This is a genomic window from Desulfuromonadaceae bacterium, assembly GCA_019429445.1.
Taxonomy (GTDB): Bacteria; Desulfobacterota; Desulfuromonadia; order Desulfuromonadales; family JAHYIW01; genus JAHYIW01.
Genome location: JAHYIW010000010.1, coordinates 51,188 through 63,471, shown reverse-complemented (window position 1 = coordinate 63,471; position 12,284 = coordinate 51,188). Strand labels below are relative to the sequence as shown.

The following is a 12,284-nucleotide window of genomic DNA, read 5'->3' as shown; positions in this document are numbered from 1 at the left end:
CCCTGGTGATCTCTTTATCCATCGATATGACTCGCTTAGAAGACATCCTCGAAATAGTCGCCGGTTATATACCGGGCACCGATCTGGCGCTGATTCGCAAGGCCGGTTTGTTTTGTGTCCAAATTCATGAAGGACAACAACGTCTTTCTGGTGACCAGTTTTATACACACCCCTATGAAGTAGCGCTGATCCTGACACACTTGCGTCTCGATATCCCGTCGATTGCCGCTGCCCTGCTACACGACGTTCTTGAAAATACTGCGGTTACCAAAAAATATATCGCGGACGAGTTTACCCCCGAGGTTGCCGAATTGGTTGACGGTGTAACCAAACTGGGGAAGATGAGCTTTCGCCCCGGTGAAGAGCGTCAGGCGGAAAGCTTTCGTAAAATGCTGCTCGCCATGGCGCGCGACCTGCGTGTCATTCTGGTCAAACTGGCCGACCGGCTGCACAATATGCGGACCCTTGGCTTCCTGCCCGAAGAACAGCAACTAGCGATTGTCCGGGAAACGCGTGACATCTATGTTCCACTGGCCAACCGGTTGGGAATCAGCTGGATTAAAAGTGAACTCGAGGATTTGACCTTTCGCTATCTGCATCCCGTGGCTTTTGCCGAGCTGGAAGCCAAGGTTGCCCGTCATCGCGGGGAACGCGAAGATTATCTGACTGATGTCCAAAAACTCATTCAGGGTAAATTGGTGGAACATGATATCCATGGCGAGGTTTCCGGGCGGTTCAAACATCTGAGCTCGATTTATAACAAAATAACCCGCCAGGGGGTTGACCTTCATGAGATTTACGATCTGATTGCCTTTCGTGTACTGGTTGACAATGTTCGCGACTGTTACGCGGTTCTGGGAACGATCCATGCCACGTGGAAGCCGATTCCCGGACGTTTCAAGGATTATATCGCCATGCCGAAGGCGAACCTTTACCAATCCTTGCATACCTCGGTGATCGGTCCTCATGGGGAACGGATGGAAGTCCAGATTCGTACCCACGAAATGCACCGTATTGCCGAAGAAGGTATCGCGGCACATTGGAAGTATAAGGAAGGGCAGGGGTCGCTTCCCACCGTTGGTCGCGACGAACGGCGGTTCAATTGGCTGCGCCAGCTGCTTGAATGGCAAAAAGAGTTGAAAGACGCTGGCGAGTCGATGACTTCTGCCAAGGTTGATCTTTTCCCGGAAGAAGTCTACGTCTTTACCCCGAACGGGGATGTCTTCGATTTGCCCCGCGGGTCAACGGCGGTTGATTTTGCCTTTCGGGTTCACTCCGATGTCGGACTGCGTTGCAATGGTGCCCGCATTAACGGAAAAATGGTACCACTTAAAACGGTTCTCAATCATGGAGATACGGTTGAGGTGTTGACCTCACCGAAGCAACGCCCCAGTAAAGACTGGCTGACTTTTGTACAGAGTTCCAAGGCGCGCAATCGTATCCGCCAGTGGTTGAAAGCGGAACAGCGTGAAGAGAGTCTGGAGCTCGGGCGTGAGTTACTCGATAAAGCTTTTCGTAAGCATGGTTACAATCTCAACAAGTTGATCGCTTCCGGAAAACTGGATGGGGCATTGAAAGAATTCGGGCTGCCGAATGTTGACGACCTGATTGCAACCGTTGGTTATGGCAAGTTAACCTCATTGCAGGTTGTCGGCGCGGTCATCCCGCAGAATGAAATTAAAAAGCCGGTCAAACAGGGGAAAATTGGTCAGGTTCTCGATAAGATCCGCAAAAAACCATCCAGTGCCATTCGCATCCAGGGGATAGATAACATCCTCGTGCGTTTCGCCAAATGCTGTAACCCTCTTCCGGGTGACCCGATTGTTGGCTTCATTACCCGCGGACATGGCGTTTCGATTCATGCATCGGAGTGCCCGCATACGCTTGATATTGATCCGGTGCGGCGTGTCGATGTTGAGTGGGATGGTCGGAAAAAAGAACTTCATGTTGTCGGCATTCGGGTTTTCTGCAATGACCAGAAAGGCTTGCTGGCAAATATTTCAGCAGCCTTGACGAAAAATGAGGTTAATATTGTCAGTGCCCACGTTTCCGCCTCTGGCGACGGCCAGGCAAGTTGTCTTTTTGACATTGAGATTGTTGATCTTGAACATTTGCAAAAAGTGATTACTACGTTGCGCAAGGTCAAGGGAGTGAAGGATATTGAACGGACAAGACAGCGACAGGAGACGTCTTGATGGAAAAAAAGATAATAACAACGGATACCGCACCGGCGGCCATTGGTCCCTATTCACAGGCGGTCAAGGCCGGACCCATGGTTTTTTTCTCCGGGCAAATTCCGTTGCGCGCTGATGGATCTTTGGTCGACGGGGATATTGCTGGCCAAACTGAACAGGTGATGAAGAATCTCGGGGCGGTTCTGTCTGCCGCCGGGCTGGATTACGCTGCGGTCGTCAAAACAACGATTTATCTTACCGATCTGGCTGATTTTTCCGTGGTTAATGATATTTACGGTAAATATTTCAAACACGCCCCCCCCGCCCGTGCCTGCGTGCAGGTCTGTGCGTTGCCAAAGGGTGTTGATATCGAAATAGAGGGGATCGCCTGTTGCGAATAGTTTTTCGCTTGTCCGATAATTAAAAACCCGTTGTTCCGTGGGGACAACGGGGCTGGTTGGTACGCCGGGCCTCCATAAAATGGAGGCCTTGTTATGTGTAGCCGGGAAGAATCAACAGGCATTTTCTGCAATAAAAATTTTCACCACAGCGATGTCGGCGGGGATCTTTTTACACCGCTTTTGCGCCGGATCAAGAGCCGCGATTGCAGCAGGTAATTCCGGGTCACGGCCGATGGCCTCGCGGACCGCCGCACCAAATTTTGCCGGATGTGCGGTGGCAAGGCAGATCAAGGGGATATCGCTGTCAGCCAGAAGTTGTCCGGCGTAGACCCCCACCGCAGTATGTGGGTCGAGGGTGTACCCGGTTGCTGTGTAAAAGTTTTTAATCGTGGTAACTGTTGCGGCACTGGAGCCGCTGGCGGAGCGCAGATCAGCACCGATGCGAGCAACAGTGGCGCTGTCAAACTGCAACCGTCCCTCGGCCTGAAATGTCGCCATCGCCTCACGAACCCGGCGTGGATCTTCATCAAACAGATAATACAAGTAACGTTCCAGGTTACTTGCCAGTTGAATATCCATCGAGGGGGAGAGCGTTTGATGTACGCTGCTGATACTGTAGTCACCGGCATTGACAAAACGGGTAAGGATGTCATTTTCGTTGGTCGCCAGAATCAGGGTGCGGATTGGTAGCCCCATGCGCTTGGCAATGAACCCTGCGAAAATATCCCCGAAGTTGCCGGTTGGTATCGAGAAGGTCACTGCCTGGCAGTTGGTCTGCGCACGGACTTGGGCGTAGGCGGAGAAATAGTAAACAATCTGCGCCAGAACACGTGCCCAATTGATCGAATTTACTGCGCCGAGGGCGTATTTTTTTTTGAATTCAAGATCACCGAAGATCTGCTTGACGATCGACTGGCAATCGTCAAAAGTCCCGTCCATGGCAAAATTGAAGACATTGTCATCCGCTACGGTCGTCATCTGCAGTTCCTGCACCGGGGAAACCTTGCCGTGCGGATGAAGAATAAAGATGTTGATATTTTCCTTACTGCGTACGCCGTAGATCGCGGCACTGCCGGTATCCCCCGACGTCGCGCCGATGATATTCATCCGTTCGCCACGTTCCTTGAGCAGGTATTCAAATAAATTCCCAAGAAATTGAAGCGCAACATCTTTGAATGCGAGCGTTGGCCCGTGAAATAACTCAAGGATATAAATGCCATCCTTATTGACTGTCGGGGTAATTTCCGGGTGGTCGAAGGTTGCATAGCTGCGATCAATCAAATCTTTGAGATCCGCCGCAGGAATATCGCTGACGTAACGGGAAATGATCTGTAAAGCGAGCTCGGGATAATCGAGCATACCCAGGGCGTCGATATCCCCCGGGGTCAGACGGGGGATCGATTGTGGCAGCAACAGGCCGCCATCGTCGGCAAGTCCCATCATAACGGCATCCTTGAATGAAATGCCGCTAACTCCGCCACGGGTGCTGATATAGCGCATGATTCTTCTCCTGAACACTGATAAGTCTTTTAAGTTGCGCGCGCATTCTAGCAGGATTGCTTTGTACAGGGGAAGGATAAATTTTCGGCTGGAAGGTAAGGGTTTGCGTTGCGGTGACATTACCGGTCGTAACCACACACGACAACCCAAAGAGGCCGCAGAACAATCCGCGGCCTCTTTGGGGGGGAAGCTGATCTCAATTAAACCAGTTTCTCTGCGACCTCCTGGGCATCGACGACGGCCACTGCGGCCATGTTGACAATATCCGAGACATCATCACCGCGCTGCAGGACGTGTACCGGTTTTTTCATTCCCATCAGGATCGGTCCGACCGCCTCGGCACCCCCCAGTTTGTTGAGCAGTTTGTAGGTGATGTTCCCCGATTGCAGATCGGGAAAGATCATGACGTTGGCGTCTCCCTTGAGCGGTGAGAAAGGGTATTGCCTACCGACCAGTTCGGGGTCGAGAGCGACATTGGCCTGTACCTCGCCGTCAACAATCATGTCGGGCACCTGCGCCTTAATCAGCGCCGTTGCCTTGGCAACTTTGATCGTTTGTGGACAGCTTACGCTGCCGAAGTTGGAAAACGAGAGCATCGCAACTTTCGGTACAATGTTAAATTGACGAGCTTTGTTGGCGGTCAGAATGGCGGTCTCGGCCAGTTCTTCGGCAGTTGGGTCGATGGTTACGGTGGTGTCGGCGCAAAAGACAACTTCTTTCTTAAAGACCATCATGTACATGCCGTGGACTTTTGAAAGGCCCTCCTGCTTGCCAATAACTTCCAGCGCCGGACGGATGGTGTCAGGGTAGTGTGAGTTAATGCCGGACAACAATGAATCTGCTTCGCCATTTTCAACCATCATTGAACCGTAGTAGTTGTGGTTGTTATAGATAAGTTTCTTTGCTTCAGAAAGGGTAATCCCTTTGCGTTGCCGCAGTTTAAAAAGATCCAGCGCATATTGTTCCATATTCGGAGAGGTCTTCGGATCGATGATTTCGACCCCGTCAAGTTCAAGGCCAAGCTCCTTGCTTTTGCTCATGATGTCATGTTCGTCGCCGAGCAGAATCGGCGTGGCGATTTTTTCATCGACCAGAATCTGTGCCGCGCGCAAAATCTTTTCCTCATTCCCTTCCGGGAAGACGATCCGTTTCGGATTGTTTTTGGCTTTGTTGATTAATCCGCGCATGATTTCTTTCGAGCGTCCCTGGAGTGATTCCAGGTACTCGACATATTTACTCATGTTTTCGATCGGGCGGCGGGCAACTCCGGTGTCCATCGCCGCTTGCGCGACAGCCGGTGCAACGTGAAGGAGTACGCGGGGATCAAACGGTTTCGGGATCAGGTATTCGCGGCCGAAGGTAATAACCTCGCCGCTGTAGGCTTTGCGAACCGAGTCCGGCACGTCTTCCTTGGCCAGTTTCGCCAACGCCATGACTGCCGCAAGTTTCATTTCATCATTGATCGCACTGGCGTGCGTGTCGAGCGCGCCACGGAACAAAAACGGGAAGCACAGGACGTTATTGACCTGGTTATTGTAATCGGAGCGACCGGTGCCGATGATGATATCGTCGCGGACGGCCTTGGCCTCGGGAGGGGTAATCTCCGGGTCAGGATTCGCCATGGCGAAGACCACCGGATTTTTTGCCATGCCCTTGAGCATCTCGGCGGTCACCGCACCTTTAGCGGAAACACCAAAGAGAATATCCGCGCCGACCATGGCTTCTGCAAGCGTTCGTGCGCTGGTGTTGGCGGCAAGCCGCTCTTTGTATAAGTTCATTCCTTCGGTGCGACCTTTGTAAATAACCCCCTTGGTGTCGCAGAGGATAACATTATCCTTTCTAATCCCCAGTTTGATCGCCAGGTTGGCGCATGCGATTCCGGCAGCACCGGCACCGTTGACGACCATTTTGACATTTTCAAACTTTTTGCCGACAATTTCCATTGCGTTCAGCATTCCGGCCATGGCGATAATCGCCGTGCCGTGCTGATCGTCATGAAAAACCGGGATGTTCATAATTTTTTTCAGCTCTTCTTCGATGTAGAAACATTCGGGACCTTTGATGTCCTCCAGATTGATGCCGCCAAAAGTCGGCTCAAGCAGCTTGACCGTGCGGATAATTTCATCTGAATCGAGGGTGTCGAGTTCGATATCAAATACGTCAACATCGGCGAAGCGCTTGAAAAGGACCCCTTTCCCTTCCATGACCGGTTTGCCGGCCAGCGCGCCGATATTGCCCAGACCGAGTACGGCGGTGCCGTTTGAGACCACCGCCACCAGGTTGCCCTTGGCGGTATATTTGTAGGCATCATCCGGATTCTTCTCAATTTCCAGACAGGGCTCTGCCACGCCGGGGCTGTAGGCCAGCGATAAATCCCGACTGGTGGCGCAGGGTTTGGTCGTAATAACCTCAATTTTGCCTTTACGGCCCATTGAGTGATAATCTAGTGCGTCCTGACGTTTTGACATTTTTTATCCTCTCTATTCCGGTTTTTGGCGATGGTCATGCTGCGACTGTGCTGCAAAAAAAATTAAGTTTCAGTGAAATTTTTTAGCAAAAATGAAGATAATTTATAGTCCTGCCTCCACCGAGTGTCAAGATGTTTCAGTTGCGTGCTGTCTTTTTTTAACGATAATAAAATATATTTTGATTATAGCAATGCTTAAGCCAAAATTAAAAAAAGATCTTGTTTATCAAGATATTGACATGAACAGGCAAATTTTTATGTACGAAATGGTAATTATTGCGAATTAGTGTTTCCGGCTTTAAGGTAACAAGGTTATATTGTGGCCAAAAACAACCATTAATGTTGAAATTTGACCAGCGAGCAAGCCATTAATAAATCAAATCGTTTGACAGTGTCTGCTTCGCTAGGTAAAACATTGGGGTACTGAACATTGGGCCTTGAACAGGGGTGGGTTTGATAATTGTTTGAGGATCGACGCAACTTTGGATAAAGGACAGCCGGGGATGATTAAAATTGGCGTCATCGCTGATACGCACATCCAGAAACTGAAGAACGCAACCGATTTTCTTGATCACCTCGCCACCGGACCATTGCAGGGCATTGATATGCTTTTTCACGCCGGAGATATGGTCGATCCGGATATCCTGTTGATGTTCGATCATGTGCCTGTTTATGCCGTGCGTGGTAATATGGATTCGGCTTCTGCCGGGTTTGAGCAGAAAAAAATTGTGACCGTCGCGAGTTTTCGTATCGGTTTGATGCATGGCTGGGGAGCCAGTGCCGGTCTCGAACGGCGATTGATTCAAGCCTTTTCCGGAGATAACATTGATTGTCTGGTTTACGGGCATACGCACTACCCCTGTTGTCGGCAGCAACAAAATTTGTTCCTGTTCAATCCGGGAAGCGCGACCGAGCGGCGGACGGCTCCCTGCCATTCAGTAGGAATTTTGCGTGTCGAGGAAACTATTTCCGGCGAAATTATCCGTCTGGATTAGGCGAATTGCTGCACCTTGACAACTCCATGGAACGGAATAATTAAGAATGTGGGAAATTGTACTCAAGGGCGGGCCACTGATGTGGCCGATACTTTTTTGCTCGGTATTATCGCTGGCGCTTTTTTTTGAGCGACTCTGGTTTTATTATCGATTTCGCCGCGATGATACTACGCTGGTGGCGGAGGTTGAAGGGCTGGCGCGCGACGGACGGATCAATGATGCCGAAGTGGTTTGCCGTCGGGTCGGATCGCCCCTGAGCCGGATATATCTGGCCGCGTTACGTTGTGCCGGCCAGGAGCGGGCGCGCATCAAAACCGTGGTCGAGGAGATCGGCTCGCGCGAACTGGCACCGTTGGAACGCTATCTGGGGTTAATGGGTACGATCGCCGCACTGGCACCGTTGCTCGGTCTGCTGGGGACCGTTCTGGGAATGATCCGGGCATTTAATGTGATTGCGACCGCCGGTGTCGGAACCCCCGCAACCCTTGGAGGAGGGATCTCGGAAGCTCTGATTACCACCGCCTCGGGGTTGGCCGTGGCAATCCCGACGTTGCTTCTTCATAAATATCTGAGCAGTCGAGCGGATCGTCTCGCCCTTGAGGTCGAGGTTCGCTCCCTGCACCTGGTCGATCTGTTGGAGAAGTAATATGTCCTGGCGGCGTAATCAACGAGAGGAACCACGGGTTGAACTGACGCCAATGATCGACGTGGTCTTCCTGTTACTGATTTTTTTCATGATTTCCACAACATTTGTCGAAACGCCTGGCCTTTCGATTCGTTTACCCGAATCGTCTTCGCGGGTCGAAGAACGTGAGGCCCGTGAATTAAAGGTTTATCTCAATAAAGACGCCGAAATATTTTATCAGGAGCAACAACGCTCGTTGGCATCGTTGACGGAAATTTTTGCCCGAAAAGGCCGAGAAGAGTTGAAGCAGATGACCTTCGTTCTGGTTGCCGACAAAGAGGCGTTGCATGGACGTGTCGTTCAATTGATGGATTTGGCCAAACTTTCCGGATTCGGCAAGCTGGCGATCGCTACAGACCGCGCGGCACCATCAAATTGAGGTTTCGTTCGAAGACGATGCGCTTGATGAACATTCTTGCGTGTGGTATTGCATCGCTGTCGATAATTTGCCGCCGATAACAACTTCTATTATTCTATTTCCATTCCAGTCAGGGGCTTCCCGATGTTACTTCCGTTGTTGCGTTTGCGTCGCAGTGTTCGTCAATTTTTATCAACGCCGGTTGCCGCCGCCGATATCGAGATTTTGCGTGAAGCGGTGTTGCGGTCGCCGTCATCGCGTGGCAAACGTCCCTGGGAATTTGTTATCGTCGATGACCCTGAGCTGTTGGTGCAGTTGGGCGCCGCGAAAGAGCATGGTTCGTTGTTTCTTGCCGCTGCTCCGTTGGCGGTTGTCGTTTGCGCGGATCCCGATAAATGTGATGTCTGGATTGAAGATAGCAGCATCGCTGCCATTATTCTCCAGCTGACCGCAGAATCACTCGGTCTTGGCAGTTGCTGGGCGCAGATGCGTCTGCGTCCGCATGGTGACGGACGCACTGCCGAGGAATATATCAAGCAATTGCTGGGGCTGCCCCCGCGTTATCGTGTTGATTGCGTTATCGGCATCGGTCATCCGGCAGAGCGCTCCGCGGGGCATGCAGCGGAAACACTGCCGTGGAAACAGCTACACCACAACCGGTTCGATCCTGCCACAGCCGAAAATTGAACTTTTATTGATGGAATATGACGCTCTCCCTGGCACACTAATGTGCATTGCGCCGACATTAAGTCAAGACGGATAATAAACAAATGACAACCAAACCGATAATTCTGCTGGTCGATGATCTCGATTTTTTTCTGGAAATGGAAAAAGATTATCTGAGTAAGACGCAGGCCGACATCCGGATTGCCAAAAATGGCCAGATCGCCATCGAAACGGCCCGTCGCGTTCTTCCTGACCTGATCTACATGGATGTGCAGATGCCGGTCATGGACGGAATGGAAGCGTGTCACAAGATCAAACAGGATCCATTGCTGAGCAATATTCCGATAGTGATGGTTTTTACTGAAACGGGGGGCGTCACGCGTGAGTCGGTAATGCGTTGTGGCTGCGATGACGCGCTGGTCAAGCCCGTCGATCGCAAGCTCTTTCTGGACGTCGGACGTAAATTTCTCTATCATGTCGAACGGCGTGATAAAAGGGTTTCCTGCCGCACGACCGTCGAGTTTCGAATCAATGGGCTTGATCGTCAGGGGGTGTCGCATGATCTGAGCAAAAATGGCATCTACGTTGAATGTCGCGAAGCACTGAAGCAGGAAGATCATGTCTATCTGTCATTTCTGCTGCCGACGATCAGTTCACATAAAATCCAGGCACGAGGGCGTATCGCCTGGGTTAATCAAGGATTTCCACGCACCAACAACAGTCTCCCGCAGGGGTTTGGCATCGAGTTTCAGAACCTTGACTCGATTTGTCGCCGGATGGTTGAAGAGTACGTAAAAAAAGCCACCAATTAACACCTTACGTTTTTGAGAAAGCTTCCGAATGATGATGCACAAGAAGCTCAAACAGGGGCGCGTACAGGTCTATACCGGAGAGGGGAAGGGGAAGACGACAGCGTCGCTCGGGCTTGCTCTACGTGCCGTTGGTCACGATTTCAAGGTTTGTATTCTCCAGTTTATGAAGGGCAGCACGGTTTACGGCGAACTGGAGGCCGCGCGGAGGTTGTCACCCTGGTTGACCATCAAACAGGTCGGACGTAAAAACTTTGTGGCGCGTGACACGCCCTCGGCAGACGATGTTGCTGCCGCCGAGGCCGGTTTTGCCGAAGCACAGCAGGTGGTCACGTCTGGTGACTTTGATCTGGTGATTCTGGATGAACTGAATTGTATCGCCGATTTCGGTCTGGTGCCGATCAGTGACATTTGCGCACTGATCGCTTCCCGTCCGGCACATGTCGAACTGGTATTAACCGGGCGGAATGCACCTGAGGAGATTGTCGCTATGGCGGATCTGGTAACTGAAATGCGCGAGGTAAAGCATTACTTCCACGCGGGGCAGGTTGCGCGCAAAGGGATTGAATCGTAGCTTCGATGACGCGGCAATTTCGATTGACAGCGCAGCCCTGAATTGATATAAAACACAACTCTTGGGCGATTAGCTCAGCGGGAGAGCATCCGCCTCACACGCGGAGGGTCACTGGTTCAATCCCAGTATCGCCCACCAAGTAAAAACAGGCACTTAGAGGAATTCTAGGTGCCTTTTTTCTTGTCTGGAATTGCTGCGAAATACAAGTTGAAATACAAGTATTTTTTTTGACGTGTTTTTTGTGCTGTTTACTCCCCAAAACTCAGCAAAAAAAAACAGCTCACCTCGTTAGAAGTGAACCGCTCAGGTTTCAGTTAATCCCTGCACGTTACAAATATATTACTGATAAACCAGTTCGCGTCTTTCGCCTTTGAAGATGTATCGCTTCCCTCAAAGATAGAATTTCCAAACCCCCTAGAAAAGTCTACCGTATCTACGATGTTTACGATCCCGCCTGTATTACTTCGAGCATATATCTTCAATTTTAAATTCCTGCATTTTGGCCCTGAGCCTATCCTTCCACTTACTGTTACTAGATCGTCCTTTGTAACTATGTTGGTTGTTATTTTATAATCACTTGCACTTATAAGCTTTTTATTCGGCTCTTTTTCAATAATATCGATTGCTGACTCTTTTAGTTTGAAGTAGAAACCCACACCCTGTCGGTGTGGTGATGTGGACTGGCTACGCCGGTCCCGGATGGGTATGGCTGAAAGCCGCTCACTGTTATTCTTTCTTTCGAGTTGTGCCGCAACTTCGAAAAGAAAGGAGGAAACAGTGAGCAGCCGATTTCGTAAGTTATCACACTCGATATGGCACTGCCCGTATCACATTGTTTGGGTCCCAAAGTACCGGTTTCGGATTTTGCAAGGGAAAGTGAAAGAGGCCGTTGAATCAGGTATTCATGCGATATGTGGTTATGCCGGGTGTGAAGTCGTGGAGTTGAATGTTCAGCCCGATCATGTCCATCTGATCGTGATGATTCCGCCCAAGGTATCGATCTCGAACTTTCTTGGGCGGTTAAAAGGGCAGACGTGACCGTCCGCCTTCGGGATGTAGCTTCTAAGAACCGGCTTCGCCCGGTACGCTCCTCGTTTCAGCCGTTCGGTAAGGTTCTGGAGATTTTCCTCCAGATTCTCGCCGTAGTGGCGCCATGTCTCTCCATCAATCCCTGGGGCGGCGTTACGTTTGACCGCGTAATAGGCGCGCCGCAGTTGCTCGATATCGTAAACGTGGTGAAAGAGCGCCGTGAACCGCTGCTTCTTATCCTTTCCTGCTGCTTGGCGTACCCGTTCGAGGGCGCTGGGCGCGCCGGTCCGGCACTGTGTCCGGGGCGCGTTGCTCTCGGGCGGGTTCCCCTTGGCCAGCCCCCTTTCCTCCATCTCCTCCGCCGCCCGTTGCCGGGCCTTGTTCGGCGACTTCTCAGGTACTACGGGGCTGTCCGACTTCCCATATCCGTTCATCATCGGCTCACGTCCTTGGACTTTCCGCTGCGGCCTTCGCAACCCTCATTGCAAAGGCGGATAGGGGATCTCCCGGTTCCCGTGCGAGGTGTTTCCGTACATGCTCGAGGTCTCCGACCGCGCAGGGTCCGACCGTGTCTCGCGCTAGCGACCCGGTCGGTGTTGCCTTCCACCACGTCCAAAGCGTGGGCA

Annotated in this window: 13 protein-coding genes and 1 tRNA gene; 10 read left to right on the top strand and 4 right to left on the bottom strand. The window is 51.4% G+C overall.

The features are described from left to right. Window positions 1–26: 26 nt before the first annotated feature. Window positions 27–2,195, top strand: a complete 2,169-nt coding sequence (locus K0A93_05400; GenBank protein MBW6511544.1) for a bifunctional (p)ppGpp synthetase/guanosine-3',5'-bis(diphosphate) 3'-pyrophosphohydrolase — start codon at window positions 27–29, stop codon at window positions 2,193–2,195. Next, window positions 2,195–2,575, top strand: a complete 381-nt coding sequence (locus K0A93_05395) for a RidA family protein (protein MBW6511543.1) — start codon at window positions 2,195–2,197, stop codon at window positions 2,573–2,575. Before K0A93_05400 ends, K0A93_05395 begins: the two co-directional genes overlap by 1 nt. A gap of 111 nt (window positions 2,576–2,686) precedes the next feature. On the opposite strand, the gene thrC is transcribed toward K0A93_05395, so the two are convergent. Together thrC and K0A93_05385 are read right to left on the bottom strand one after the other, a co-directional pair. Beyond that, window positions 2,687–4,075, bottom strand: a complete 1,389-nt coding sequence (gene thrC / locus K0A93_05390; protein ID MBW6511542.1) for a threonine synthase — start codon at window positions 4,073–4,075, stop codon at window positions 2,687–2,689. A 200-nt stretch (window positions 4,076–4,275) separates the two neighbouring features. Then, window positions 4,276–6,543 (bottom strand): NADP-dependent malic enzyme, encoded by a 2,268-nt coding sequence (locus K0A93_05385; protein MBW6511541.1) that lies wholly within the window; start codon window positions 6,541–6,543, stop codon window positions 4,276–4,278. Between the two features lie 502 nt (window positions 6,544–7,045). Here K0A93_05385 and K0A93_05380 point away from each other — a divergent pair. The 7 genes from K0A93_05380 to K0A93_05350 all read left to right on the top strand — a co-directional run bounded on the left by K0A93_05380 (window position 7,046) and on the right by K0A93_05350 (window position 10,767). Further along, window positions 7,046–7,537, top strand: coding sequence for a metallophosphatase family protein (locus K0A93_05380; GenBank protein ID MBW6511540.1), 492 nt, complete (start codon window positions 7,046–7,048; stop codon window positions 7,535–7,537). A gap of 46 nt (window positions 7,538–7,583) precedes the next feature. Continuing rightward, entirely contained in the window at window positions 7,584–8,183 is a 600-nt protein-coding gene (locus K0A93_05375; GenBank protein MBW6511539.1) for a MotA/TolQ/ExbB proton channel family protein, read from the top strand. Window position 8,184: 1 nt separating this feature from the next. Beyond that, on the top strand, window positions 8,185–8,601 hold the full coding sequence (locus tag K0A93_05370; GenBank protein MBW6511538.1) for a biopolymer transporter ExbD: 417 nt from the start codon (window positions 8,185–8,187) through the stop codon (window positions 8,599–8,601). Between the two features lie 123 nt (window positions 8,602–8,724). Then, on the top strand, window positions 8,725–9,267 hold the full coding sequence (locus K0A93_05365) for a nitroreductase family protein (protein MBW6511537.1): 543 nt from the start codon (window positions 8,725–8,727) through the stop codon (window positions 9,265–9,267). An 83-nt stretch (window positions 9,268–9,350) separates the two neighbouring features. Beyond that, window positions 9,351–10,058 (top strand): response regulator, encoded by a 708-nt coding sequence (locus tag K0A93_05360; protein ID MBW6511536.1) that lies wholly within the window; start codon window positions 9,351–9,353, stop codon window positions 10,056–10,058. Window positions 10,059–10,092: 34 nt separating this feature from the next. Then, window positions 10,093–10,629: a cob(I)yrinic acid a,c-diamide adenosyltransferase gene (cobO, locus tag K0A93_05355; GenBank protein MBW6511535.1), complete on the top strand. Its 537-nt coding sequence runs from the start codon at window positions 10,093–10,095 to the stop codon at window positions 10,627–10,629. A gap of 63 nt (window positions 10,630–10,692) precedes the next feature. Then, window positions 10,693–10,767 (top strand) — tRNA-Val (locus K0A93_05350). A 176-nt stretch (window positions 10,768–10,943) separates the two neighbouring features. Here the strand turns inward: K0A93_05350 and K0A93_05345 are convergent. Continuing rightward, window positions 10,944–11,285: a hypothetical protein gene (locus tag K0A93_05345; protein MBW6511534.1), complete on the bottom strand. Its 342-nt coding sequence runs from the start codon at window positions 11,283–11,285 to the stop codon at window positions 10,944–10,946. A 121-nt stretch (window positions 11,286–11,406) separates the two neighbouring features. Here K0A93_05345 and tnpA point away from each other — a divergent pair, with 121 nt between their 5' ends. After that, window positions 11,407–11,667, top strand: a complete 261-nt coding sequence (gene tnpA, locus K0A93_05340; protein MBW6511533.1) for an IS200/IS605 family transposase — start codon at window positions 11,407–11,409, stop codon at window positions 11,665–11,667. Here the strand turns inward: tnpA and K0A93_05335 are convergent. Continuing rightward, window positions 11,589–12,011: a hypothetical protein gene (locus K0A93_05335; GenBank protein MBW6511532.1), complete on the bottom strand. Its 423-nt coding sequence runs from the start codon at window positions 12,009–12,011 to the stop codon at window positions 11,589–11,591. The two genes, tnpA and K0A93_05335, sit on opposite strands and share 79 nt — an antisense overlap. Window positions 12,012–12,284: the final 273 nt, after the last annotated feature.

Coding starts and splice junctions, on each gene's coding strand:
- K0A93_05400 (MBW6511544.1), top strand. CDS start 27: ATGACTCGCTTAGAAGACATCCTCGAAATAGTCGCCGGTTATATACCG.
- K0A93_05395 (MBW6511543.1), top strand. CDS start 2,195: ATGGAAAAAAAGATAATAACAACGGATACCGCACCGGCGGCCATTGGT.
- thrC (MBW6511542.1), bottom strand. CDS start 4,075: ATGCGCTATATCAGCACCCGTGGCGGAGTTAGCGGCATTTCATTCAAG.
- K0A93_05385 (MBW6511541.1), bottom strand. CDS start 6,543: ATGTCAAAACGTCAGGACGCACTAGATTATCACTCAATGGGCCGTAAA.
- K0A93_05380 (MBW6511540.1), top strand. CDS start 7,046: ATGATTAAAATTGGCGTCATCGCTGATACGCACATCCAGAAACTGAAG.
- K0A93_05375 (MBW6511539.1), top strand. CDS start 7,584: ATGTGGGAAATTGTACTCAAGGGCGGGCCACTGATGTGGCCGATACTT.
- K0A93_05370 (MBW6511538.1), top strand. CDS start 8,185: ATGTCCTGGCGGCGTAATCAACGAGAGGAACCACGGGTTGAACTGACG.
- K0A93_05365 (MBW6511537.1), top strand. CDS start 8,725: ATGTTACTTCCGTTGTTGCGTTTGCGTCGCAGTGTTCGTCAATTTTTA.
- K0A93_05360 (MBW6511536.1), top strand. CDS start 9,351: ATGACAACCAAACCGATAATTCTGCTGGTCGATGATCTCGATTTTTTT.
- cobO (MBW6511535.1), top strand. CDS start 10,093: ATGCACAAGAAGCTCAAACAGGGGCGCGTACAGGTCTATACCGGAGAG.
- K0A93_05335 (MBW6511532.1), bottom strand. CDS start 12,011: ATGGAGGAAAGGGGGCTGGCCAAGGGGAACCCGCCCGAGAGCAACGCG.